This window comes from Salinarimonas sp. (genome assembly GCF_046292825.1).
Lineage (GTDB): Bacteria > Pseudomonadota > Alphaproteobacteria > Rhizobiales > Beijerinckiaceae > Salinarimonas.
This window is the reverse complement of the sequence record NZ_JBKBQG010000009.1, coordinates 1-24,070: the sequence shown is the minus strand read 5'-3', so window position 1 is coordinate 24,070 and position 24,070 is coordinate 1. Positions and strand designations below refer to the sequence as shown.

Below are 24,070 nucleotides of genomic sequence, written 5' to 3'. Positions count from 1 at the left end.
GGAGGCCAGATCGTGCGCTCCGGCCGCGACATCACGGCGACCGCGCCTCGCCCGCTCCTGCGCTCCCCGTCCACCTACCTGTACGCGCTCCTCGCCGCGGCGGTGCTGGGTATCGGGACGAGCGTGCTCGTGGCGAGCGCGCGCGACCGGGCGACCGAGATCGCCCAGGCGCGCGACGTCGTCGCGACGCTCGCCGCGATCTTCACGGACTACACCGACCGGCTCCTCGAGACGGCCGACCTCGTGCGCAACGAGGCCGTGGCGATCACGGTCGCGGAGGATGCCATCGCCCGCGACGCGGGCGCCCATCGCGCGCTCGCCGGCCTCGCCGACCGCTCCCCGCACGTGGTCTCGATCTGGATCGGCGATGCCGCGGGCGACGCGCTCCTCACCTCGCGCACCTACCCGACGCCCGCGCTGAACGCCGCCGATCGACCCTATTTCAAGGCGGTCCGCGACGACCCGCAGGCGCTCCATATCGCGCTCCTGCCGGACAACCGGTTCGTCGACGAGGTGCTGATCGTCACGGCCCGGCGCATCGCGGCGGACGACGGCGGATTCCTCGGCTTCTCGCAGGTCTCGCTCTCGCCCGAGAGCATCCGCGATCTCGTCGCGACGACGCGGGTGGGCTACCCGATCTCCATCTACCTGTTCGCCCCGACCGGCGAGACGCTGCTGCGCGATCCGCCCGTTCCGGTCGCGGCTTTGGCGTCGGTCGAACGCGACGCGCTCCTGCCCGCGGGCATCGGCCGGCGCGGCGTTTTCGAGGCCCCCTGCCCGCTCGACGGGACGCCGATGATCTTCGGCTACGCGGCGTCGTCGGTCACCGGCATCGCCGCGACGATCGGCATTCCGAGCGCGGCGGTGCTCGCAGGGTCGCGGAGCAGGCTCCTCGTGAACACCCTCGCGGGCACGGCGATGACGCTCGCGCTCGCGCTCCTCGCGGTCCTCGGCGCCCAGGCGGTGCGCCGCCAGAAGGCCTACGCGCTCGATCTCGAGACGCGGGTCGAGGAGCGCACCCGCGCGCTCTCGCAGGCGCTTGCCGAGAAGACGCTCGTCCTCGCAGAGATGGGCCACCGGGTGAAGAACGCCTTCGCGACGGTCCAGGCGGTGCATCGCATGTCGATGCGCACGGCCGGCGATTTCGAGAGCTACGATCGCGATTTCGAGGGCCGCCTCGGCGCGCTCGCGGCGGCGCACGTGATGATCGCCGAATCGGGCCCCCAGGAGCGGGTGTCGCTGCGCGCGCTCGTGTCGGGCGAGCTCGATCCCTATGCGAGCGGAGCCGGGATCGCGATCGAGGGCGAGGACGTGGCGCTCGACGGCGGGCGGGCGGTGGCGCTCGCGCTCGTGGTCCACGAGCTCGCGACGAACGCCGTCAAGCACGGCGCCCTCTCGGCGGCGAACGGACGCGTCGCCTTCGCATGGCGCGTCGAGGCGGGCTGCCTGCATCTCGACTGGCGCGAGATCGACGGCCCGCCGGTCGTCCCCCCGAGCCGGCGCGGCTTCGGCTCGCGCGTTCTGGAGACGAGCCTCAAGCCGCACGGCGGCAGCGTCGCGCTCGACTACGCGCCCGACGGGCTCGTCGCCCGCATCGCGCTGCCGCTGTGACGGCGGCGCGCGTCCTCAATCGATCCGCAGCCGCAGCGAGGCCGCCTTTTCCGCCTCCGCGGCCTGGAGGAGCGCGCGGGCGGCGTCGGCTTCCTGCTGGCGATTCCACATCGCGGCATAGACCCCGTCCGCCGCGATCAGAGCCGCATGGGTGCCGCGCTCGACGATCAGCCCCTGGTCGAGCACGATGATCTCGTCCGCATTGACCACCGTCGAGAGGCGGTGCGCGATGACGAGCGTGGTGCGCCCGCGGCTCACGCAGTCGAGCGCGTCCTGTATCTCCTTCTCGGTGAAGGTGTCGAGCGCCGAGGTCGCCTCGTCGAGGACGAGGATCGGGGGCGCCTTCAGGATGGTGCGGGCAATCGCCACGCGCTGCTTCTCGCCGCCCGAGAGCTTGAGCCCGCGCTCGCCGACCGGCGTCTCGTAGCCCTCGGGCAGGCTCTCGACGAAGCGGTCGATCTGGGCGAGGCGCGCGGCCTCGCGCACCTCCTCCTCGGCGGCGTCCCAGCGGCCGTAGCGGATGTTGTAGCCGATCGTGTCGTTGAAGAGCACCGTGTCCTGCGGGACCATGCCGATCGTCGCGCGCAGGCTCTCCTGGGTGACGCCGGCGATATCCTGCCCGTCGATGAGGATGCGCCCGGCCTGCGGCTCGTAGAAGCGGAACAGGAGGCGCGAGATCGTCGACTTGCCGGCGCCCGAGGGGCCGACGATCGCGACGGTGCGCCCCGCCGGCACCTCGAAGCTCACCCCCTTCAGGATCGGCCGCGTGGGATCGTAGGAGAAGCGCACGTCCTCGAACCGCACCGCGCCCTGCGCGATCGCGAGCGGACGGGCATCCTCCCGGTCGCGGATCTCGGGATCGCGATCGAGGATCGCGAACATGTCGGAGATGTCGATCAGCGCCTGCTTGATCTCGCGATACACCATGCCCATGAAGTTGAGCGGGATGAAGAGCTGCACGAGGAGCGCGTTGACGAGCACGAAGCCGCCGATCGTCGCGTTCCCCGCCATGATGTCGCGCACGGCGAGCAGCATCACGATCGTCATGCCGATCGTGAAGATCGCCGCCTGGCCGGCGTTGAGCAGCGCGAGCGAGGTGTAGGTCTGCACGGAGGCGCGCTCGTAGCGCTCCATCGAGCGGTCGTAGCGCTCGATCTCCCGCCGCTCGGCACCGAAATACTTCACCGTCTCGAAATTGAGGAGCGCGTCGATGGCCTTGGTGTTGGCGTCGGTGTCGCTCTCGTTCATCTTCTTGCGGATGCCGATGCGCCACTGGGTCATCTTGTAGGTGAAGGCCAGGTAGGCGACGACCATGACGAGAACGACGAGCGAATAGAGCCAGTCGAACTGCCAGGCGAGGATGCCGAGCACGAGGACGAGCTCGAGGATCGTCGGGATCAGCGTCAGGATCATGAGCCGGGTGAGCTCCTCGATCCCGTCGCGCCCGCGCTCCAGCACGCGGGTGAGGCCGCCCGTCTTGCGCTCCAGGTGAAAGCGCAGCGAGAGCGCGTGCAGATGCGCGAAGAGCTCGGTGGCGAGCTTGCGCACGGCATGCATCGAGACCTTGGCGAAGACCCCGTCGCGCACCTGCGTCAGCAGCGCCATCAGGATGCGCGCGCCGCCATAGGCGAGCGTCAGGATCACGGGCGAGGCGAAGAGCCAGCCGAGCGCCTGGGCGGGGGGGATGTCCGTCGCCGTCGACGCGCCGGTGACCGCGACGAGCGCGTCCGTCGCCCATTTGAAGGCGAAGGGGCCGAGCATCGTGGCGAATTTCGCCGCGACGAGGAGCCCGAAGGCGAGGAAGATGCGCCGCTGCAGATCGGGCCGCCCGTGCGGCCACAGATAGGGCCACAGACGCGGCGCCGCGGAGAGGAGCCCGCCTTCGTCGCGCGCGGCGCGGGGGCTCTGATTGGGATCGGTCATGATGCTCGGCTTCTGTCGGATGGCTCCATATAGGACGTTTCGCGCGCCCGCGACAGACGCGGGGACGCGAAGGCGGGCCATGCGCGGGTGCGGCCACCACAAAAGGCTTGCGCGCCGAAGCCGCGCTCCGTATCTCCAATCGTGCCGAAGGCGTGTCGGGGCGTAGCGCAGCCTGGTAGCGCATCTGCTTTGGGAGCAGAGGGTCGCTGGTTCGAATCCAGCCGCCCCGACCAGCCGCCGGCGAGGGTTCGAGGTTCGAGAGAGACCGGATCGAGAGAGCATCCGTGGCCACGACCGCACGCATCTACAAGCCCGCCCGCGGCGCCACCTCCTCGGGCCAGGCCCGCACCAAGCGCTGGGTGCTCGAGTTCGAGCCGGCCTCGCCGCGCCAGATCGAGCCCCTGATGGGCTGGACCACCTCCACCGACACCCGCGCCCAGGTGCGGCTGACCTTCGAGACGAAGGAGGAGGCGATCGCCTATGCCGAGCGCGAGGGCCTCGCCTACCGCGTCCAGGAGCCGATGGAGCCCAAGCGCCGCATCGTCTCCTATTCCGACAATTTCAAGCACAACCGCGCCCAGCCCTGGACGCACTGACTTCTCGCGTTTCGCTTCGCCGTCGCGGGGGCGCTTCGAGCCCTCCGCGCCGGCCACGGCCCCGTAGCTCAGCTGGATAGAGCAAGTGCCTTCTAAGCACTAGGTCGCAGGTTCGAGCCCTGCCGGGGTCGCCACTTCGTCGGCGGATGATTATCCCGATCGCGACGGGGGCCGCGAGCGCGCCCCTCTCAATGCCCGCGCTCGCCGATGAAGCGCTTGCGGATCTTGCCCGACGCCCAATCGATGATCGCGATCACCACGAGCACGTTGAGCACGACGAAGGCCACCTGGTCGAAGAGCCCGGCGCGGAAGCGCTCGATGATCACCATGCCGACGCCGCCCGCACCGACGAGCCCGAGGATCGTCGCCGAGCGGGTGCTCGATTCGAAGGAATAGAGCGAGAGCGAGATGAAGACCGGCAGGATCTGCGGCAGGTAGCCGTAGCGGATCACGCGGGTCTCGTCGGCGCCGGTGGCGCGCACGCCCTCGACCTGCTTGCGGTCGATGTTCTCGATCGCCTCCGAATAGAGCTTGGCGAGCGTGCCCGTGTCCGAGACGAAGATCGCGAGCACGCCCGCGAGCGGCCCGAGCCCCACCGCACGCACGAAGACGAGGCCCCAGATCACCTGATCGACCCCGCGCAGGACGTCGAGGAAGCGGCGCACCGCGTGGCGCACGGGGGCGAAGGGCAGCGTGTTGCGCGCGGCGAAGAAGGCGATGAAGAGCGCGAGGATGGTCGCGAGCAGCGTGCCGAGGAAGGCCATCGCGATCGTCTGGGCGATGCCCGTGTAGATCTGGCCGTACATCCAGGTGTCCATGTCGCGCCACACCACCATGCGCGTCAGCATGGTCGCGGCGCGGTCCCAGGAGGCGAAGAGCTTCCAGATTTCGAAGAGCCACAGGGAATAGAGGAGATAGGCCCCGATCAGCCCCCAGCCGAGGACGCCGATCCCGCGCGAGAGCGGGTTGCCGAAGGCTTTGGGGTGGCTCGCGCGCGCCTGCGCGATCTCGGCCGGGCCGATCGCGTCGATCGAGAAGCTTCTCATCGCAGGTTCTCCTTGCCGATGAAGGCGTGCCGCACGCGCTCCGAGAGGAGGTCGATGAGGGTCACGGTGGCGACGACGAGGATGAGCACCGCGAGCACGCGGTCGTCGGAGAAGAAGGAGATCACGTGGTTGATCTCCGCCCCGATCCCGCCCGCGCCGACGAAGCCGACGATCGAGGAGGCGCGCACGTTGATCTCGAAGCGCAAGAGCGTATAGGAGGCGAAGTTCGGCAGCACCTGCGGGACGATGCCGTAGCGGACCTCCTCGAACCAGGTGCCGCCGACCGCGCGGATGCCGTCGACGGGGCGCATCGAGGCGTTCTCGTTGACCTCCGCGAAGAGCTTGCCGAGCGCGCCCGCCGAATGGATCGCGATCGCGATCACCCCCGCGAGCGGGCCGACGCCGACCGCGAAGACGAGGACGAGCGCGTAGAGGATCTCCGGCACGCCGCGGCAGAATTCGAGGAAGCGCCGCGAGAGGATGCCGATCGCGTTGTTCGGCGCGAGGTTGCGCGAGGCGGGGAAGGACAGCACGAAGGCCGCCGCCGCGCCGAGGATCGTGGCCGTGATCGCCATCAGGATCGTCTCGAAGATGAGGCGCATGTACTTGGCGAAATCGGAATACCAGAAGGTGATCGAGCCCGGCACCGCGCGCCCGTCGGGCCCGCGACCGAGGAAGAGCTTGTCCCATTCGAGATTGGGCAGGACCGTGCCGAAATACTCGAAGATGCGCGGCACGCCCGCGGCCAGGCGATCGGGATAGAACCGCGAAACCGTGATCGACCAGATCAGCATCGCGAGGAAGAGGCCCGCCAGCAGGATGGTCGAGAGGAGCTTCGAGCGGCGCAGCTCCGCGCGATGGCGCTCGAAGAGCGTGACGGCGTCCTCGCCGGGCGCGGCCTTCGTGCGGGGGTCGAGCGTGGTCGTCGCCATCGCGCTCAGCCCGCCGCCTGGAGCCGCACGACCGGCTGGTGCCCGCCGATCGACGTCGAGGTGATGCCCTCCGCGAAGGCTTCGTCCGCCTCCGCGCCGTAGATCTCGCGCGCCGCCTTGTCGGTGAGGTCGTGCGCCGGCCCGTCGAACACGACGCGGCCGCCCTGCATGCCGATGATGCGGTCGCAATAGGCGCGCGCGGTGTCGAGCGTATGCAGATTGCAGACGACGGTGAGCCCGTCTTCCGTGTTGATGCGCCTCAGCGCGTCCATCACGACCTTGGCGTTGAGCGGATCGAGGGAGGCGATCGGCTCGTCGGCGAGCAGGATCTCCGGCTCCTGGACGAGGGCGCGGGCGATCGCGACGCGCTGCATCTGCCCGCCCGAGAGGGTATCGGTCTGCTGGAGCGCGGTATGCGCCATGCCGAGCCGGTCGAGCGCGCGGATCGCGAAGGCGCGCTCCTGCGCGGAGTAGAGCTTGAGCATCGAGGAGACGAAGCCGTGACGATGCAGCCGCCCCGTCATCACGTTGGTGAGGACGTCGAGGCGGCCGACGAGGTTGAATTGCTGGAAGACCATCGCGCATTGCGAGCGCCAGCGGCGCAGCTCGGCGCCCTTCAGCTTGGCGACGTCGCGCCCCTTGTGGATCAATTCGCCGCTCGAGGGATCGTTGAGCCGGTTTATCATGCGCAGCAGCGTCGACTTGCCCGCGCCCGAGCGGCCGATCACGCCGACCATCTGGCCCTGCGGAATCGAGAGCGTGACGCTGTCCACGGCGACGTTGTCCTTGAAGCGCTTGGTGAGCGCGCGGAATTCGAGCATGACGGCCTCGTTCGGCTGGAGCGGCGACATGGGGATCTCGCAAGAAGCGGACCCCCGCCGCGAAGGACGGGGGTCCGCCAGGGACCTGCGTGCCGGATCAGCGCGAGCCGGCGATCTCGGCGCGGCGCATCTCGACGATGCCCTCGTAGAAGGAATGGTCCGTCGGGGCCCAGCCGGCGCCGGAGCCGAAGGAGACGGCCGTGTAGCACTCCGGATCGGTCTCGTGCTGGGTGGCGAAGTAGTCGACCAGGATCGCGCGCGCTTCCGCCGGGATCGCCTGACGCACGACCATCGGGCCGTTCGGGATGATGTTCGATTCCCAGATGATGCGCAGGTCGGCCATGTTCAGGAGGCCGTTGTCGATCATGCGGCGCAGGTTGCCGCGGGTATAGCCCTCGGAAGGCTCGCCCACGCCCGACACCCAGGTCACGCCGCCGTCGAACTGCCCGTTCAGGACCGCGATCACCGCCTGTTCGTGACCGCCGCCGAAGCCGGTGCGGGAGAAGAACTCCTGATCGTTGATGCCGGCCTGGGCGAGCTCGAAGCGCGGCACCAGGAAGCCCGAGGTCGAGTTCGCGTCGGCATAGGCGAGCGCGCGGCCGCGCATGTCCTCGAGCGTCTTGATGTCGCTGTCGGCGCGGACATACATCACCGCGATGTAGCCGAGCGAGCCGTCGGCCTCCGCGTTGACGAAGATCGGCTCGACCGCGTCGGCATCCTGCAGGTAGATGCCGGCATAGGCGGACGCGCCGAGGAACGACATCTCGAGCTGGCCCGCGAGCAGGCCCTGCATCACGCCGGCATAATCGGGCGCCGGGAACAGCTCGACCGGCACGCCCAGACGCGAGCCGAGCGCCTCGACGAGGCACTGGTTGTTGCGCAGACGATCGGCCTCGTTCTCGCCGCCGAGCAGGCCGACGCGGAAGACGGGCATGTCCGAGCGCCAATCCGCGGCGGCGGGGGCGGCGATGCCGAAGGCGAGGCTCGAGGCGGCGACGGCGCCGAGGAGGAGAGTGCGGAACATCGGACGGGTTCTCCGGAAGAAATCCAGCAGGTATGCGCTCGTCGTCCGAGCGCTCGCGACCCGTATTCGTCTCTCACGAAGCTTTTGCGACAGAGCCGATTCCGTTGTGTGACAGGGGAAAACGCTCAGTCGGCAAATATTCGCGTGCGCGATTCCCACGACGCGGTCTCCACGGCGGCGAGCGGCTTGGCGGCACGGGCAGGCGCGCTATATCGCGGCGCGTGGAGGCGCAGAGAGGTCGAGACATGCACATCCTGGTCGTATCGGGCAGCCAGCGGGAGGGGTCGCGCAGCGGGGCGATCGCGGATCTGATCGCGCGCCGGCTCGCCGCCCGCCATGACGCGCACGAGGCCTCCGTGCTGAAGCTCGAGGCGGTCGAGATCCCCTGGAAGGAGCGCGCCGACGATCGCGCCGGCCCGATCGCCGCGCGGCTCGCCGCCGCCGACGGCTTCGTGATCCTCGCCCCCGAATGGAACGGGATGGCGACGCCCGCGCTCAAGAACCTCTTCATGATCGCCGGCAACGACCTGTTCGCGCACAAGCCCGCGGCCCTGTTCGGCGTCTCGGAGGGCACCGGCGGCGCCTATCCGATGGCGGAGCTGCGCATGAGCGTCCACAAGAACACCCTCGTCTGCTTCACCCCCGTCTCGATCGCGATCCGCCCGGCGAGCGCCTTCATCGCGGAGGGCGAGAGCGTGCTCGCCGGCGCCGAGCCGTCGCCCGCCTGGGCGCGGGTCGACCATTCGCTCGACGTGCTGATGGCCTATGCCGAGGCGCTCGGCCGGGCGCGCGCGGCCGCGCCGGAGCTGCTGCGCAAGGTGTATAACGGGAATTGAGGGGCGGGCGAATCTTTCCCCTGGCCGTCATTCCGGGGCGCGAAGCGAGCCCGGAATCCAGAACCACGACGTTGGTTCGAGCGCGCATGCGCGCTCGTTCCGCAATAGCAGGCAATCGATGCGTCGAAGGACGCAGCCAATAGGCTGCTCATCCGAGGTCGGGAGTCTGGATTCCGGGTTCGCTTCGCGCCCCGGAATGACGGCGTGGGAAGGGGAGAAGGCTGACGCACCCCCCGCCCCACGGCTTCACGGCGCGGCGTTTCCGAGGTAATCGAGGCCGCCGTCGGGACCCGGCAGCCATTCGTGGACGACGAAGATCGGCAGGATGACCTCGCCGGCGGGGTCGAACATCAGGGGGCCGAGCACCGTCTCGACGGGGTCCGCGCGCAGCCGCGCGGCGATGGCGCGCCCGTCCGGTCCGGCCTCGAACGCCGCCGCCGCGATCGCCTCGATCGCGGCGTGGGACGCGAGCGCGATCGGGTGGAGCGTTTCCACCACCCCCTCCTCGCCCAGCATCGGCACGACCGCGGGATGGACGGGCGTGCCCGCGAGCCGCGCCTCGCTCGCGAGCCGCTCGGCGAGCGCGGTCGCGGCGGGGATGCCGGCGGTGTCCCGGCTCGCCGTCATCAGCGTGCCGGCGGCGAGCGCCGCGTCGAGCTGCGCGAAGGCGGGCGCGGCGAGCCCGTCGGACCCGACGAGGACCGCCTCGCTGCCGGCATCGCGCAGATCGCGCAGGAGAATCGCCGCTTCCGGCGCGAGACCGCCGAAATAGACATGGGTCGGCGCCGCCGCCGCGATCCGCGCCGCGAGCCCGCGATAGCCCGGCTCGCCGGGATCGAGCCCCTCGTAGAAGACGTCGCCCGCCCCGCCCTCGTCGAGCGCGCGGCGCATGGCGTCGGCGACGCCCTTGCCGAAGGCGGACTTGTCGTGGACGATGGCGACGCGCAGATCCTGCCCGCGGGCGAGGAGATAGCGCGCGGCGACCTCGCCCTGGCGGGCGTCGCGGCCGGCTAGGCGCAGGATGTTCCAGGTGGGCTCCTCGGTCAGCCGCGGCTCGGTCGAGGCCGGGTTCACGAGAAGGATCCCGTCGCGCGCGAGCACCGCCGCCGCCTCGAGCGTGGCCTGAGCGGTGAGATGGCCGACGACCGCGACGATCCCCTCCCCCGCCATCCGCGCGGCGAGCGTCCGGGCGCGTGCCGGATCGCCGCCGTCGTCGAGCACGACGAGATCGATCGGCGGGCCGCCGGCTTCCGCGATCGCCTGCACGCTGCGCCGCGCTCCCTCCTCCATCATCGCGCCATAGGCGGCGAGCGGACCCGTCATCGGCGCGCCGACCGCGATTCGCAAAGGCGCGCCCGCCGGCTGCGCCGGCTGCGCGCCGGCCTCCATCGCGGCCGATGCGAGCCCGACGGCGCAGGCCGCGGCGAGGCACGAGCCCGCGAGACGTCCCCTCATCCGCCGCACCAGCGCTTCCCCCGTCATCCGCCGCATCCCGACAATTCCCGATCCTCCCCGCAGAATGAGGAGGCTTTGACGAAGATCAAGGCGCGGGGGCGGCGAATGTCGCGAATGTGCCGCCAAGGCCCGGACCCCGCTCCGGGCTTCTCGCCTGTTCGGCACGACACCCAAGGGGATTTACATGGCCTCGATCGGCGCATCTCCGGCGGCACCGGGCAAGCGGATGACCATCGGCGAGGGGGGAACGGCAGTCGCGCTCGCGGCGCTCGCGGTCCTCTCGATCGTGGTCGCCGCGAAAGCCTGGGAGCCGGCCTACGCGTTCCACGCCTATCTGTTCGCCGCGGCGAGCGTCGCGGGCGTGTTCGCGATCATCAACCGCTATTACGACCGCCCGGCGGCGCTGCCGCCGCAGGAGATCGGCGGCAAGCCCAATTACAACATGGGCCCGGTCAAGTTCGCCACGGTCGCGGCCATGGTCTGGGGCATCGCCGGCTTCACGGTCGGCCTGCTCATCGCGCTGCAGCTCGCCTATCCGGCGCTGAACTTCGACACCGCCTGGCTGAATTTCGGCCGGATGCGCCCCCTGCACACCTCCGCGGTGATCTTCGCCTTCGGCGGCAACGTGCTCCTCGCGACCGCCTTCTACGTCGTGCAGCGCACGAGCCGGGCGCGGCTTGCGGGCGACATCTCGCCGTGGTTCGTGGTGCTCGGCTACAATTTCTTCATCGTGATCGCCGGCACGGGCTACCTGCTCGGCATCACCCAGTCGAAGGAATATGCCGAGCCCGAGTGGTACGCCGATCTCTTCCTGACGGTGGTGTGGGTCGCCTTCCTGCTCGTCTTCCTGGCGACGCTGTGGAAGCGCAAGGAGCCGCACATCTACGTGGCGAACTGGTTCTTCCTCGCCTTCATCGTCACGATCGCGATCCTGCATCTGGGCAACAACGCCGCGATCCCGCTGTCGCTGTTCTCGGCGCGCTCCTACATCGTCTGGTCGGGCGTCCAGGATGCGATGATCCAGTGGTGGTACGGCCACAACGCGGTGGGCTTCTTCCTGACCGCGGGCTTCCTCGCGATCATGTACTACTTCATCCCCAAGCGCGCCGAGCGGCCGGTCTATTCCTACCGCCTGTCGATCATCCACTTCTGGGCGCTGATCTTCCTCTACATCTGGGCCGGCCCCCACCACCTGCACTACACCGCCCTGCCCGATTGGGCGCAGACGCTCGGCATGGTGTTCTCGATCATGCTGTGGATGCCCTCCTGGGGCGGCATGATCAACGGCCTGATGACGCTCTCGGGCGCCTGGGACAAGCTGCGCACCGATCCGGTCCTGCGTCTCATGGTCGTGTCGCTGGCCTTCTACGGCATGTCGACCTTCGAGGGTCCGATGATGTCGATCAAGGTCGTCAACTCGCTCTCGCACTACACCGACTGGACCGTGGGCCACGTCCATTCCGGCGCGCTCGGCTGGGTCGCCTACATCTCCTTCGGCGCGATCTACTGCCTCGTCCCCTGGCTGTGGAACCGCGAGCGGCTCTACTCCCTCAAGCTCGTCAACTGGCACTTCTGGATCTCGACGCTCGGCATCGTCCTGTACATCTCGGCGATGTGGGTCGCGGGCATCATGCAGGGCCTGATGTGGCGCGCATACACCAGCCTCGGCTTCCTGGAATACTCGTTCATCGAGACCTCCGAGGCGATGCACCCCTACTACGTCATCCGCGCCCTGGGCGGGCTCCTCTTCCTCGCCGGCGCGCTCATCATGGCCTACAATCTTTGGATGACCGTCCGTGCGGTTCCGAAGGTCGCCGAGGCCGAGCCGCAATCGCCGCTCGTCGCGGCCGAATAAGGGGAGGGGCGAACCATGTCTCTCTGGAACAAGCACGCGATCTTCGAGAAGAACTCGATCGTCCTCGTCGCCGGCATCGTGGGCGCCGTCTCGATCGGCGGCCTCGTGGAGATCGTCCCGCTCTTCTACCTCAAGAACACGATCGAGGAGGTCGAGGGCATGCGCCCCTACAGCCCCCTCGAGCTCGCCGGGCGGACGATCTACGTCCGGGAGGGCTGCTACAATTGCCACTCCCAGATGGTCCGCCCGCTGCGCGACGAGGTGGAGCGCTACGGACATTACTCGCTCGCCGCCGAATCGATGTACGACCGGCCCTTCCAATGGGGCTCGAAGCGCACGGGGCCCGACCTCGCGCGCGTCGGCGGCAAGTATTCGGACGCCTGGCACGTCGCCCACCTGATCGACCCGCGCTCCGTGGTGCCGGGCTCGATCATGCCGGGCTATCCGTTCCTGTTCGACACGCCGCTCGATTTCGCCAATGTCGAGCGGGAGCTTCGCGTGCAGGCCATGCTCGGCGTGCCCTATACGGACGCGATGATCGAAAACGCCCGCACGGACCTGATCGTCCAGGCGAGCACCGACGATCCCGCGCTCGACGCCCTGCTCGAGCGCTATCCCAAGGCGCAGGCGCGCAACTTCTCCGGCCGCCACGACGGGGTGATCACCGAGGGCGACGCGCTCGTCGCCTATCTGCAGATGCTCGGCACGTTGGTCGATTTCTCGACCTACGACAACGCCGCGAACGTGCGCTGAGGAGGCGGGCATGAACGAGGCCGTTCAGACCTATTCCTTCCTCGCCAATTTCGCGCAGACCTGGGGCCTCCTGATCTTCATGTTCGGGTTCTTCCTCGTCCTCGTCTACGCCCTCAAGCCGTCCAGCCGCTCGACCTTCGACAAGGCCGCGCGGTCGCCCCTCGAAGAGGATTGAGCCATGGCCGCTCCGGACAACAAGCATATCGACGAGGCGACCGGCGTCTCGACCACCGGCCACGAGTGGGACGACATCCGGGAGCTCAACAACCCGCTGCCGCGCTGGTGGCTGTGGCTCTTCTACGTCACCATCGTCTGGTCGCTGATCTACGTGCTGCTCTACCCGGCGATCCCGCTGATCAACAGCGCGACGGGCGGCGTCCTCGGCTGGAACTCGCGCTCGGCGGTCGTCTCCGACCTCGCGCGGCTCGACGCCTCGCGCGGCGAGCGGATCGCGGCCTTGCGCACGACGGCGCTCGAGGACATCCCCGCCGATCCCGAACTGCTCGCCTTCGCCCAGGCCTTCGGCCGCGCCGCCTTCGGCGACAATTGCGCGGCCTGCCACGGCGCGGGCGGCGGCGGCACGGTGGGCTTCCCCAACCTCGTCGACGACGATTGGATCTGGGGCGGCACCCTCGAGGAGATCCACCACACGGTCACCCACGGCATCCGCTCGACGCCGATGGACACCCGCTTCGGCGACATGCCCGCCTTCGTCCGCGACGGCTGGTTCGGTCGCGCGGAGGCGATCGCGGTGGCGGATTACGTGCGCAGCCTCTCGGGGCTCTCGGGCCCGGAGAACGCCGACCTCGCGCTCGGCGCGCAGGTCTTCGCCGAGAATTGCGCGTCCTGCCACGGCGAGACCGGCCAGGGGACGCGCGCGCTCGGCGCGCCCGACCTGACGAACAACATCTGGCTCTACGGCTCCTCCCGCGAGGCCGTCATCGAGACGATCTCCAACGGGCGCGGGGGCATGATGCCCCATTTCGGCGAGCGTCTCGATCCCGCGACGATCACCGCGCTCACCGTCTACGTGCACACGCTCGGCGGCGGCGAGTGAGGGCAAGCACGGGGCTCGGCTCGGAGCCCCGCGACACGACGCGAAAGAACGGCGGGCCCGCTCGGGTCCGCCGTTTTCGTTCGCGCGTACGGCCGACCGGCCCTCTCACGCCGCGAGGGCGGCGCGGCGGGCCTCGTGGGCGGTGCGGATGTTGCCGAAGAACTGGGCTGCGCTGCGCTCCCAGGTGAAGCGCTCGGCATAGGCGCGGCAGCGGGCGGGGTCGATCGCGAGCGCGGCGAGCGCGGCCCGGCGCAGATCGGCGTCGAGCACGCCGACCCCGCTGTCGCCGATCACGTCGAGCGGCCCCGTGACCGGATGGGCGGCGACGGGGAGCCCGCTCGCGAGCGCCTCCAGCATCACGATGCCGAACGTGTCGGTGAGGCTCGGGAAGACGAACACGTCGGCGCAGGCGTAAGCCTGGGCGAGCGCCTCGCCGGAGAGCGCGCCGAGGAAGACGGCGTCGGGGTCGATGCGCTCGAGATCGCGCCGCGCCGGGCCGTCGCCGACGACGAGCTTCGTGCCCGGCAGGTCGAGCGCGAGGAAGGCGGCGATGTTCTTCTCCACCGCGAGCCGCGCGACCGTGACGAAGACCGGCCCCGGATAGCGCCCGCGCAGAGCCGGGCGCGGACGGAAGAGATCGGCGTCGACGCCGCGCGACCAGCGCATGATGCCGGAAAAGCCGCGCGCGGTCAGCTCGCGCTCGAGCGAGGGGGTCGAGACCATCATGCCGATCCCGCTCGCGTGGAAGCGGCGGATGACGGCATAGGTCCAGTCCTCCGGGATCGGCGCGCGGGCGGAGACGTATTCCGGGAAACGGGTGTGGTAGCTCGTCGTGAAGGGGATCGCGCGCGCGAGGCACAGCGCGCGCATCGCGAAGCCGATCGGCCCTTCCGTCGCGATGTGCACGTGCGTCGGCGCGACGCGCTCGAGGATCGGCGCGAGCCGGCGCGCGCTCGCGAGCGAGAGCCGGATCTCGGGATAGGTCGGCATCGGCACGGAGGCGAAATCGAGCGGGGTGACGAAGCTCACCCGCGCGCCGCAGGAATGGGCCCGCTCGGCCATCGCCTCGAGGGAGCGCACGACCCCGTTGATCTGCGGCTTCCAGGCGTCGGTCGCGACGAGGAGATGCATCACGCGACCTCCCTTCGGGGCACGAGGGGGCCGGCATCGAGCGGGTAGACCTCCGCCGGCGCGGGGAGCGCGGAGGGCGCTGTCACCCGCGCCTCCTGCCAGCGCACGATCTCGAAGGAGCCGTCGTAATGCTCGGCGATCGCGGTGCAGGATTCGACCCAGTCGCCGCTGTTGAGATAGACGAGCCCGTCGATCTCGCGGTGGGCGGCATGGTGGATGTGGCCGCAGACGACCCCGTCCGCTCCGTGGCGGCGCGCCTCGGAGGCGAGGAAGGTCTCGAACTCGCCGATAAAGGAGACGACGTTCTTCACCCGGTTCTTCGCCCAGGCCGAGAGCGACCAATAATCGAAGCCGAGCTTGCGGCGGACGTAGTTCAGATAGGTGTTGAGCCCGAGCGCCACCGTATAGGCGCCATCGCCCAGGAGCGCGAGCCAGCGCGCGTGGCGCATCACGATGTCGAATTCGTCGCCGTGGATGACGAGGAGCCGCTTGCCGTCGGCGGTCTCGTGCACCGCACGCTCGACGATCTCCACCCCGCCGAAGTTCCCGCCGATGTAATCGCGCAGGAACTCGTCGTGATTGCCTGGCACCACGACGACCCGCGCGCCCTTGCGGACCTTGCGGAGGATCTTCTGGACGACGTCGTTGTGGGTCTGCGGCCAATACCAGCTCTTCTTCAGCCGCCACCCGTCGACGATGTCGCCCACGAGGTAGATCACATCCGCATCGTAATGGCGGAGGAACTCGAGCAACAGCTCCGCTTGGCAGCCGCGCGTGCCCAGATGGATATCGGACAAGAACAGCGTTCGGACGCGACGGTCTCGGGGATCGTTCGACACGGGCGAATCCTCTCCTGACGTGCAGGATCGTCTTCGCCTATTGCTGTTGCACTTTGATGACGCTCGATCAGACGTGGCGCTCGGGTGGACGAAAGTCGCAAGCGTTCAGACCTGCCCATCGCGCGACATCAGGATCGCGAGCCCGCGCGTCTGCGGCGCGGAGGCGAGCACGATCTTGAGGACGCTCGTCAGCGGCACCGCGAGAATGGCGCCCGGCAGCCCCCACAGAGCCGCCCAGACGACGAGGCTCAGAAGCACGACGAAGGGGCTGAGATTGGTCGAGCGGCTGAGCACCCGCGGCTCGAGCCAGTTCGCGACGTAGAGTTGGGCGATCGTGAGGAGGACGAGAGCGAGGATCGTCGTCTCGATCGAGGCGGTCTGCACGAGCACCTGCAGGAGCACGAGCCCGACCGCCACGAGCGAGCCGACATACGGCACGTAATTGGCGAGCGCGATCACCACCGCCCAGAACACCGCGAATTCGACGCCGAGCACGAGCAGGATCGCGAAGGAGAGCGCGCCGAGCGCGGCGTTGATGGCGCTCTTGGCGAAGATGTAGGAGGTGATCTGCCCGTTGATCCGCGTGACGAGCGCCGCCATGCGGGCGCTCTCCTCGCCCTCGCCGAAGACGAGCGCGAGCTTCTTGGGCATCAGGGCGCGCTCGGGCAGGAGGAAGACGACGTAGGTGACGACGAGCACGATGTAGGCGCCCGCGCTCGCGAGGGCGTTGAGGATCGGGATCGCCACCGCGCGCGGCTCGAGCCAGTCGAAGGAGATCGCCTGAAAACCCTCCCACAGGCTCGTCCCCGTCGCGCCGAAGGGCCGGGCGAGATCGTCGGCGATGCGCTGGAGGTTCTCGGCATAGGTCGGCAGCACGAGGGCGAGGCTGCGCAGGTTCGCCGCCCCGAGAAGCCCGATGAGCCCGAGCCCCGTGCCGAGCACGGCGAGCGCGACGATCGTGATCGCCCAGCCCGGCGCGCGCGCGAGGACCGGGATCCGCCGCAGCGCGTCGACGGCGCCGACCGTGATATAGGCGAGCATGATCGCGACGACGGCCGGCACCAGCACCTCGCGCCCGACATGCAGGATGAAGCCGAGGAGGACGGTGACGCCGAGGAGATGGAACAGGTCCCTGATGCTCACGGGGACGCCTCCCTTCGCCGCGACGCCCGAATGAAGCCCTCCCGATCCGCGTCGTCAAGCGGGTCGCACCGCCGCGCGCGAGGAGGCCATCCCGTCGACGATCGCGCTCCACGCTCGCGGCGCGGGCCGTCTTCGTCCTTCCTCGCAGGAGGCGACGGAGCGAATGGATCGTGGTCTAGGGCGGGTGCAACCCTACCGGCGCACCCTCTCCTTCCCCTCAGGGGAAGGAGAGCGGCGGCGCCTCGCTCTCGCCTTCCCGTTCGGAGGTCACGACGTGTCGATCTCCCAGCCGCGAGCGGGCGGGAGCGTCGGGCGGGAACACCGTTGCGGGTTCCGAATTCCCTCCCCCATGATGAGGATCGAGACCACAGCCCGCGTGCGGCGGCTCGTGATGCCGCTCGCCGTCCTCGCTGCCGCCGCGACGCTCGGCGCCGGCGAGAGCCTCGCCGGGCACGACGCCATGCATCGCGCCGAGCCCGTCGAACGCGTCGCGGCGCCGCTGCCGCCGCAGCGCCCGGACATTCCGCCGCCGGCGATCACGCTCCCGGCGATCCCGCATCTGCCGTTGCCGCACGAGCGCGATCCGCAGGCCGTGCGGGTCGTCTATCCGGTCGATCCGCGGGAGTGAGGGCGGGCCGAGAACAAGGGGGCGGGGGCGCCGAGCGACACGAGACGAGAGGTCTCCCATGCCCGCCAGAGCCGCGACCATCGCCTACGCCTTCAAGAACGCCGCCTGGGCGGACGGCTATCTCCAGGGCACGCTCGCCGCGCAGACGACCGGCGGCAGCGAGATCGGGGAGACCTTCGCCGCCGCGGCGCAGGTGCGCGTCGGCGATTGCGCGAGCTGGCAGGCGGCTTTCCGCGAGATGGCCGAGCGCGTCGAGGAGCTCGCCCTCGAATCGGATCGCGCCGGCCACGCGGTGAGCGCACGAGACTGCTTCCTGCGCGCGAGCAATTATTACCGCGCGATGCTCGTCCAGATGGGCCCTCGCGTCGATCCCGACTATCACGAGGTCGCGCGGCGGATGCGCTCGCTCTTCGCCCGCGCCGCCGCCCTGTCGGAGGGCTTGATCGAGCCCTTCGAGCTGCCCTTCGAGCACGGCCATCTCCCCGGCTACGTGCTGCACGGCGACGACGGCACCGGCCCCGCCAAGACCGTGATCGTGGTGGGCGGCGCGGACAGCTTCGCCGAGGATCTCTACCATTGGTACGGCGCCCAGGGCGCGCGGCGCGGCTACAAGGTCGTCCTCGTCGATCTGCCCGGCCAGGGGCTGACGGCGCGCGACGGCTTCCGCTTCCGCCCCGATGCCGAGGCGGCGCTCGGCGCGCTCGTCGCGCATGTCGGCGCGCGCCCGGACGTCGACGCCTCGCGGATCGCCGCGATCGGCTTCAGCCTCGGCGGCTATCTCGTGCCCCGCGCGACGACCGCGGGGGTGCCCCTGCGCGCGATCGTCGCCGCCTCGATCTTCCCCGATTTCGAGGACCATTGGCGCTCGATCCCGCTCGTCTCGACGATGGCCGAATGGGAGGGGACCTGGAAGATGGCGCTCCTCGCCCGGCTCTTCGGCTCGCGCATGAAGGTCGTCGAGCGCTCCTTCGACACCTACAAGGAGCGCTGGGGCGCGCGCTCCATCGCCGAACTCGTCGAGAAGGCCGCGGGCTGGCGCTTCGACCCGGGGGCGGTCCCCTGCCCCACCCTGATCCTCGCGCCGCAGAGCGAATACGACGGCTACGGGCTCGTGCGCGCGCGCATCCACGACGCGCTCGACAGGCTGCCGAACCCGAGAAAGCGCCTCGTCGTCCTCCCGAGCGCCCTCGGCGCCGGTCGCTCGGTCGGCGGTCCGAACCTGTCCGTCTGCGCCCGCATGGCCTTCGACTGGCTCGACGACACCCTCGCGGCGGACGCCCCGCCCGCGGCGAGCTGACCCGGTGAGCGGCGTCGCGGCGCCGGGCCGCTCGCCCGACCGCCGTCGCAGATGCGAAAACGCGCACGCGGCGCGGGTTCTCGCGCGCCGCGAACGTCGTTAGACTGACGCACGCCCGCGATATCGGCGGGTGCGGCACGAGCCGCCTGCCGCGGGAGCGCCGCTTGAGTCCACCCTCCTCCGCCGCGATCGACGAGCCGCCCTCGGGCGCGCGCCGCCCCGCGCGCGGCATCGTCGTCGCCGGGCTCGGCATCGGGCAGATCCTCGCCTGGGGCTCGACCTATTACCTCCCCGCCGTGCTCGCGCCGACGATTGCGGCCGATCTCGGCGTGCCGCTCGCGCCCATCGTCGGCGGGCTCACCGTCGGCCTCGTCGCGGCGAGCCTCGTGTCGCCGCGCGTCGGCCGGGCGATCGAGGCGACGGGCGGGCGGACCGTGCTCGCCTTCGCCTCGCTGACGATGGCCGCCGGGCTCGGCGCGCTGGCCTTCGCGCAGGGGCTCGTCACCTATCTCGCGGCTTGGCTCGTGATCGGCATCGGGATGGGGGCGGGCCTCTACGACGCCGCCTTCTCGACGCTCGGCAAGCTCTACGGGCGCGAGGCGCGCGCGGCGATCACCAATCTGACGCTCTTCGGCGGCTTCGCGAGTACCGTCTGCTGGCCGCTCTCGGCCTTCCTCGTGGAGACGCTCGGCTGGCGCGGCACCTGCCTCGCCTATGCGGCGATCCACGTCTGCGTGACGGCGCCGATCCACCTGCGTCTCGTCCCGCGCCTCCCGCCGCCGGCGCCCCCTCCCCCCGCGCCCGCGAATGCGGGAGGAGCGGCGGGCGCGGACGCGACGGCGCCGAGCGCCGCGCCGCCGCATCCGCTCCTCCCCCTCGCCCTCGCCACCGGCCTGACCATCGGGGCGATCGCGAGCGCGACGATGTCCGTGCACGTCATAAGCCTCCTGCAGGAGCGCGGCACGAGCCTCGCCGCGGCGGTCGCGCTCGCCGCGCTCATCGGCCCGGCGCAGGTCGGGGCGCGCGTGATCGAGGCGGTGATCGGGCGGCGCTTCCACCCGATCCTCACCGCCGCGGCCTCGACGCTGCTGACGCTCGCCGGCATCGGCGTGCTCGCGCTCGGCCTGCCGGTCCTCGCGCTCGGGCTCGTGCTCTACGGGGCGGGAATCGGCATCCGCTCGATCGTTCGCGGCACGCTGCCGCTCGCCCTGTTCGGCCAGCACGGCTATGCGGCTCTGATGGGCCGGCTCGCGCTGCCGCAGCTCCTCGTCGGCGCGCTCGCGCCGCTCGGCGCGGCGTTCGTGATCGACTGGGCGGGCGGGGACGTGCTCCTCGCGATCCTCGTCGCCCTGTGCCTCCTCGACCTCGCCTTCGTCGCCCTGATCGCCGCATTGATGCGCCGCTGAGGGCGCTCAGGCCGGGGGCACGGGGAGGGCGATGGCGCAGCGGACGCCGCCGGGGTTCAGCTCGTAGCGGGTCTGCGCCTTGAGCTGGTAGGGCAGCGCCCGCTCGATGAGCTCGCGCCCGTAGCCGCTCGCCTTGCGGCACAGCTCGGGCGGCACCGGCACGCCGCTCTCCTCCCACTGGACGTGCAGATGGGGCTGCTCGCTCTCGGCGTCCTCGAGGTGCCAGGCGATGCGCAACCGCCCCTCCGGCCGCGACAAGGCCCCGTATTTCAAGGCGTTCGTCATCAATTCGTGCAGGCCGAGCGCGACGATCTGGACGCTCGACGAGCGCAGACGCACGCCCGCGGGCCCGTCCAGCACGACGCGCGGCTCGCGCTCCCCCTCGTTCACGTCGATCCCGTGTCCTTCGAGTTCGACGCGCAGGAGATCGTCGAAGGCGATGCGCGAGCCGCCGTCGAGCCGCGAAAGGAGGCCATTGACGCGCGCGAGCGCGTCGAGCCGGCAGCGGAAACGCCTGCGGAAATCGGCGAGCCCCTCCGATTCGGCGAGCGTGCGATCCGCCACCACCCGCAGGATGCCGAGGAGATTGCGCGTGCGATGCTGCAGCTCGGCGACGAGGACCTCCATGCGCTCCGCGGCGTCCCTCAGGCTCTGCGCCTGGGCGCGCTCGCCGGTGACGTTGCGCGCGACGCCGACGAGGCGACGCCCCTGCTCGAAGACCCGCCCCTCGACGCGCAGCCACACCGTCTCCCCGGTCTCCGGCGACACGATTCGATGCTCGGAGCGGAAGCATGCGCGCTCGCACACCGCTTGCGTGAGGCGCGCGCGCACCTCCGCCGCGTCGTCGGGATGAACCATCCCCAGGATGTCATCCCCCTCGCGCGGAAGCGCGAAGCCGACGACGGCGCGCTCGGCCTCGGAGAACACGACGGCCCCGGTCTCGAGATCGACCTCCCAGGTGAGGAGCCCGCCCGCGCTCGTGGCGAGGCGAAGCCGCTCCTCCTGCTCGCGCAACGCCTCCTCGGCCGCCCGCCGCGCGGTCACGTCCGTGAACAGGAGCCCGACCTTGTGCTCGGCCGGATCGCCGACGGGAAAAGCGTTGACGTCGAACCAGCGCCCGAGCGAGGCGGCCTGCGCCTCGAAGCGCGTCGGTTCGCCGGTGAGCGCGACGCGGCCATAGGCCTCGAGCCAACGCTCCTCGATGCCGGGAAGGAGCTCGCGGATGGTGCGCCCCACCGCGTCCGGCATGCCCGTATGCCGAACGAAGGCCTCGTTCGCCTCGAGAAATCGGAAGTCGCGGGGACGGGACTTCTCGTCGTAGATCATCTCGAGGACGCAGAAGCCCTGATCGATCGCGGCGAGCACCGATCGGTAGATCGCATCGCGACCGTGCTGCAATGCGGCAACGTCGACCGGCGCGCTCATCGACATCCTGTGCTTGTTCCGTTTCTTGAAGCTAACCCAACGGCAGCAGCACGGCAAGTCGACGAACGGATAGATGAATGCTGATAGGTTGTTTCCTTATGTGCATCGGCTCCGGGTCGGCGCGCCGCGACGTCGATACGCAGGCGATCATTCGGCGGTCGACGCGCTACCCTTGCGGCGGCGGAACAGCGACGCCCACAACGCCCACACGAGGAGCCCCGCCGCGATCGCCATCAGCGTCGCCCCGATCGGCGAGGCGACGAGCACCGTCGGATCGCCGCGCGAGAGGAGGAGCGCCCGGCGCAGGTTCTCCTCGAGCGCCGGCCCCAGGATGAAGCCGATCAGGAGCGGCGCCGGCTCGAAGCCGAGGAGGCGCATGCCGTAGCCGACAACGCCGAAGAAGAGCGCCAGCACCACGTCGAAGACGTTGTTCGAGATCGCGTAGACGCCCACGCAGATCAGCACCACGATCGCCGGATAGAGCAGCTGGTAGGGGATGCGCAGGAGCCGCACCCACATGCCGATCAAGGGGATGTTGAGGACGAGGAGCAGGACGTTGCCGATCCAGAAGCTCGCGATCAGCCCCCAGAACACCTCCGGATGCGTGCTCATCAGCTGCGGCCCCGGCGTGATGCCGTGGATCATCAGGGCGCCGAGCATCAGGGCCATCGTCGCCGAGCCGGGGATGCCCATCGTCAGCGTCGGGATGAAGGCCGTCTGGGCAGCGGCGTTGTTGGCGCTCTCGGGCGCCATCACCCCCTCGATCGCGCCCTTGCCGAAGCGCTCGGGCGCGCGCGCGGTGCGCTTCTCCAGCGCGTAGGCGAGGAAGGCGGCGATCGTCTGCCCCGTGCCGGGCAGCGTGCCGAACAGCGCGCCGACCCCGGTGCCGCGGGCGACCGGCGCGATCGAGGCGCGCGCCTCCGCGCGGGTCGGCAGCATCGAGGCGAAGGTGATCTTGCCGCCGACGAAGCCGCCCGCCGTGGCGCGGATCGAGGCGATCACCTCCGCGATCCCGAAGAGCCCCATCGCGAGCACGACGAGGCCGATCCCGTCGCGCAATTGCGGGATCCCGAGCGTGTAGCGCGGATAGCCCGAATTGATGTCCGTGCCGACGAAGCCGAGGAGGAGGCCCACCACGACCATCGCGATGCCCTTCAAGGGCGAGCCCTGCCCCACCGCCGAGGCCGCGATCAGCCCCAGGACCATCACCGCCACGTATTCCGCCGGCCCGAAGGCGAGCGCGAAGCGCGCGAGCGAGGGCGCGAACAGGGTGAGCACCACGATGCCCACCGTGCCGCCGACGAAGGAGGCGATCGTCGTCATGAACAAGGCGACCCCGGCCCGCCCCTGCCGCGCCATCGGGTAGCCGTCGAGGCAGGTGACGGCGGCCGACGGCGTGCCGGGCAGGTTGAGCAGGATCGAGGCGATGGAGCCGCCGTATTCCGCTCCGTAATAGACGCCCGCCAGCATCACCAGAGCCGTCGTCGGCTCGAGGTAGAAGGTGACCGGCAGGAGCATCGACACGGCCGCGAGCGCGCCGATGCCGGGCAGGACGCCGATGAAGGTGCCGAGGAAGACCCCGAGGAAGCAATAGAACAGGTTCGCCGGCGCGAAGGCGGTGGCGAAGCCGAGAGCGAGATTGGACAGGAGTTCCATCAGAACGGCATCCGCCAGGGCACGAGCGGCAGCCGCAGCGCCACGATGAAGACGAGATGCGCCGCGACCGCGAGGAAGAGCGCGAGCGCGAGCGCCGGAAGCGGCCGCGAGCGCGCGTCGGCGGTCGCGCTCGCGAGCACGGCGACGACGATCGCCGGCAGGAGGCCGAGCGGGCGGATGGCCAGCGCGAAGGCCGCAAGGCCCGCGAGCACGCCGAGGAAGGGCCGCCATTCGACCGCGGGGATGCGCCCGGCCCGGCCGAAGGCCGCACCCGCGACGAGAAGGCCGATCAGGATCGCCGCGCCGCCGACGACGAGCGGCAGATAGCCCGGCCCCATCCGCCGCGCGGTCCCGAGCGGCAGATCGAGCGCGCCCCACACGAAGGCGCCGCCGAGCGCCGCGAGCGCGAGCCCCGCGGCGAGATCGCGTCGATCGACCACCGCCAGCCCCCCTTGTTCATCCCTCCCCGGAGGGGAGGGTGGCCTCGCGAGCGTTAGCGAGCGAGGTCGGGTGGGGCACGACGCGCGGTAATTTTCCGCGATCGACCGTGCCCCACCCGGCCCCTGTCGCTCCGCTCCAGGGTCCACCCTCCCCTACGGGGAGGGATTCATGCCGCCCCGTCCCTCCCCGGAGGAA

At 70.3% G+C, this 24,070-nt stretch carries 22 protein-coding genes and 2 tRNA genes; 12 read left to right on the top strand and 12 right to left on the bottom strand.

The genetic code is table 11. The features are described 5' to 3' along the window. Positions 1 to 12: 12 nt before the first annotated feature. Positions 13 to 1,611 (top strand): sensor histidine kinase, encoded by a 1,599-nt coding sequence (locus tag ACK4UM_RS06750; protein WP_409797109.1) that lies wholly within the window; start codon positions 13 to 15, stop codon positions 1,609 to 1,611. Between the two features lie 15 nt (positions 1,612 to 1,626). Here ACK4UM_RS06750 and ACK4UM_RS06745 read toward each other — a convergent pair whose 3' ends face one another. After that, positions 1,627 to 3,534, bottom strand: coding sequence for an ABCB family ABC transporter ATP-binding protein/permease (locus tag ACK4UM_RS06745; protein ID WP_409797108.1), 1,908 nt, complete (start codon positions 3,532 to 3,534; stop codon positions 1,627 to 1,629). Positions 3,535 to 3,690: 156 nt separating this feature from the next. Here ACK4UM_RS06745 and ACK4UM_RS06740 point away from each other — a divergent pair. The 3 genes from ACK4UM_RS06740 to ACK4UM_RS06730 all read left to right on the top strand — a co-directional run bounded on the left by ACK4UM_RS06740 (position 3,691) and on the right by ACK4UM_RS06730 (position 4,264). Further along, positions 3,691 to 3,767: transfer RNA gene (locus ACK4UM_RS06740), tRNA-Pro, on the top strand. A 51-nt stretch (positions 3,768 to 3,818) separates the two neighbouring features. Continuing rightward, on the top strand, positions 3,819 to 4,130 hold the full coding sequence (locus tag ACK4UM_RS06735) for an ETC complex I subunit (RefSeq protein WP_409797106.1): 312 nt from the start codon (positions 3,819 to 3,821) through the stop codon (positions 4,128 to 4,130). A gap of 57 nt (positions 4,131 to 4,187) precedes the next feature. Further along, positions 4,188 to 4,264 (top strand) — tRNA-Arg (locus ACK4UM_RS06730). A gap of 54 nt (positions 4,265 to 4,318) precedes the next feature. On the opposite strand, the gene phnE (ACK4UM_RS06725) is transcribed toward ACK4UM_RS06730, so the two are convergent. The 4 genes from phnE (ACK4UM_RS06725) to phnD form a co-directional block, all read right to left on the bottom strand. After that, the gene (gene phnE / locus ACK4UM_RS06725) at positions 4,319 to 5,176 is read right to left on the bottom strand and encodes a phosphonate ABC transporter, permease protein PhnE (RefSeq protein WP_409797104.1); all 858 of its coding nucleotides are present in this window, start codon (positions 5,174 to 5,176) and stop codon (positions 4,319 to 4,321) included. Next, complete coding sequence (gene phnE, locus ACK4UM_RS06720; RefSeq protein WP_409797102.1) at positions 5,173 to 6,108, bottom strand: phosphonate ABC transporter, permease protein PhnE; 936 nt, start codon at positions 6,106 to 6,108, stop codon at positions 5,173 to 5,175. Before phnE (ACK4UM_RS06720) ends, phnE (ACK4UM_RS06725) begins: the two co-directional genes overlap by 4 nt. Before the next feature lie 5 nt (positions 6,109 to 6,113). Continuing rightward, positions 6,114 to 6,929, bottom strand: a complete 816-nt coding sequence (gene phnC, locus ACK4UM_RS06715; RefSeq protein WP_409797273.1) for a phosphonate ABC transporter ATP-binding protein — start codon at positions 6,927 to 6,929, stop codon at positions 6,114 to 6,116. A 97-nt stretch (positions 6,930 to 7,026) separates the two neighbouring features. Next, positions 7,027 to 7,953, bottom strand: coding sequence for a phosphonate ABC transporter substrate-binding protein (phnD, locus tag ACK4UM_RS06710; RefSeq protein WP_409797100.1), 927 nt, complete (start codon positions 7,951 to 7,953; stop codon positions 7,027 to 7,029). Between the two features lie 245 nt (positions 7,954 to 8,198). Here phnD and ACK4UM_RS06705 point away from each other — a divergent pair, with 245 nt between their 5' ends. Then, entirely contained in the window at positions 8,199 to 8,789 is a 591-nt protein-coding gene (locus ACK4UM_RS06705) for an NADPH-dependent FMN reductase (protein WP_409797098.1), read from the top strand. Between the two features lie 246 nt (positions 8,790 to 9,035). On the opposite strand, the gene ACK4UM_RS06700 is transcribed toward ACK4UM_RS06705, so the two are convergent. After that, positions 9,036 to 10,271, bottom strand: a complete 1,236-nt coding sequence (locus ACK4UM_RS06700) for a branched-chain amino acid ABC transporter substrate-binding protein (RefSeq protein ID WP_409797096.1) — start codon at positions 10,269 to 10,271, stop codon at positions 9,036 to 9,038. Positions 10,272 to 10,428: 157 nt separating this feature from the next. Between ACK4UM_RS06700 and ccoN the strand changes: the two genes are divergently transcribed. From ccoN to ccoP, 4 genes are read left to right on the top strand one after another with little or no spacing between them, the layout of a single operon-like run. Beyond that, positions 10,429 to 12,099, top strand: a complete 1,671-nt coding sequence (gene ccoN, locus ACK4UM_RS06695; protein WP_409797094.1) for a cytochrome-c oxidase, cbb3-type subunit I — start codon at positions 10,429 to 10,431, stop codon at positions 12,097 to 12,099. A gap of 15 nt (positions 12,100 to 12,114) precedes the next feature. Further along, positions 12,115 to 12,852 (top strand): cytochrome-c oxidase, cbb3-type subunit II, encoded by a 738-nt coding sequence (gene ccoO / locus ACK4UM_RS06690; protein WP_409797092.1) that lies wholly within the window; start codon positions 12,115 to 12,117, stop codon positions 12,850 to 12,852. Positions 12,853 to 12,862: 10 nt separating this feature from the next. Further along, positions 12,863 to 13,027: a cbb3-type cytochrome c oxidase subunit 3 gene (locus tag ACK4UM_RS06685; protein ID WP_409797090.1), complete on the top strand. Its 165-nt coding sequence runs from the start codon at positions 12,863 to 12,865 to the stop codon at positions 13,025 to 13,027. A 3-nt stretch (positions 13,028 to 13,030) separates the two neighbouring features. Continuing rightward, on the top strand, positions 13,031 to 13,909 hold the full coding sequence (gene ccoP / locus ACK4UM_RS06680) for a cytochrome-c oxidase, cbb3-type subunit III (RefSeq protein ID WP_409797089.1): 879 nt from the start codon (positions 13,031 to 13,033) through the stop codon (positions 13,907 to 13,909). Positions 13,910 to 14,014: 105 nt separating this feature from the next. On the opposite strand, the gene ACK4UM_RS06675 is transcribed toward ccoP, so the two are convergent. The 3 genes from ACK4UM_RS06675 to ACK4UM_RS06665 all read right to left on the bottom strand — a co-directional run bounded on the left by ACK4UM_RS06675 (position 14,015) and on the right by ACK4UM_RS06665 (position 17,022). Then, a complete protein-coding gene (locus ACK4UM_RS06675) occupies positions 14,015 to 15,040 on the bottom strand; it encodes a glycosyltransferase family 4 protein (RefSeq protein ID WP_409797087.1) in 1,026 nt (341 codons plus the stop codon). Beyond that, entirely contained in the window at positions 15,040 to 15,879 is an 840-nt protein-coding gene (locus ACK4UM_RS06670) for a UDP-2,3-diacylglucosamine diphosphatase (protein WP_409797085.1), read from the bottom strand. Before ACK4UM_RS06670 ends, ACK4UM_RS06675 begins: the two co-directional genes overlap by 1 nt. Before the next feature lie 105 nt (positions 15,880 to 15,984). After that, on the bottom strand, positions 15,985 to 17,022 hold the full coding sequence (locus tag ACK4UM_RS06665; protein WP_409797083.1) for an AI-2E family transporter: 1,038 nt from the start codon (positions 17,020 to 17,022) through the stop codon (positions 15,985 to 15,987). A gap of 349 nt (positions 17,023 to 17,371) precedes the next feature. On the opposite strand from ACK4UM_RS06665, the gene ACK4UM_RS06660 reads away from it, so the two are divergent. The 3 genes from ACK4UM_RS06660 to ACK4UM_RS06650 all read left to right on the top strand — a co-directional run bounded on the left by ACK4UM_RS06660 (position 17,372) and on the right by ACK4UM_RS06650 (position 20,353). Next, a complete protein-coding gene (locus tag ACK4UM_RS06660; RefSeq protein ID WP_409797081.1) occupies positions 17,372 to 17,650 on the top strand; it encodes a hypothetical protein in 279 nt (92 codons plus the stop codon). A 58-nt stretch (positions 17,651 to 17,708) separates the two neighbouring features. Continuing rightward, on the top strand, positions 17,709 to 18,947 hold the full coding sequence (locus ACK4UM_RS06655; RefSeq protein ID WP_409797079.1) for an alpha/beta hydrolase family protein: 1,239 nt from the start codon (positions 17,709 to 17,711) through the stop codon (positions 18,945 to 18,947). Between the two features lie 188 nt (positions 18,948 to 19,135). Further along, positions 19,136 to 20,353, top strand: coding sequence for an MFS transporter (locus ACK4UM_RS06650; RefSeq protein ID WP_409797271.1), 1,218 nt, complete (start codon positions 19,136 to 19,138; stop codon positions 20,351 to 20,353). A 6-nt stretch (positions 20,354 to 20,359) separates the two neighbouring features. Here the strand turns inward: ACK4UM_RS06650 and ACK4UM_RS06645 are convergent, their stop codons facing one another. The 3 genes from ACK4UM_RS06645 to ACK4UM_RS06635 all read right to left on the bottom strand — a co-directional run bounded on the left by ACK4UM_RS06645 (position 20,360) and on the right by ACK4UM_RS06635 (position 23,874). Then, a complete protein-coding gene (locus tag ACK4UM_RS06645) occupies positions 20,360 to 21,778 on the bottom strand; it encodes a sensor histidine kinase (protein ID WP_409797077.1) in 1,419 nt (472 codons plus the stop codon). 147 nt (positions 21,779 to 21,925) lie between these two features. Next, positions 21,926 to 23,434: a tripartite tricarboxylate transporter permease gene (locus tag ACK4UM_RS06640; protein ID WP_409797075.1), complete on the bottom strand. Its 1,509-nt coding sequence runs from the start codon at positions 23,432 to 23,434 to the stop codon at positions 21,926 to 21,928. Continuing rightward, positions 23,434 to 23,874 carry a tripartite tricarboxylate transporter TctB family protein gene (locus ACK4UM_RS06635; protein ID WP_409797073.1) on the bottom strand — a complete coding sequence of 147 codons (441 nt, stop codon included), beginning with the start codon at positions 23,872 to 23,874 and terminating at the stop codon, positions 23,434 to 23,436. The genes ACK4UM_RS06640 and ACK4UM_RS06635 overlap by 1 nt, the downstream gene beginning before the upstream one ends. Positions 23,875 to 24,070: the final 196 nt, after the last annotated feature.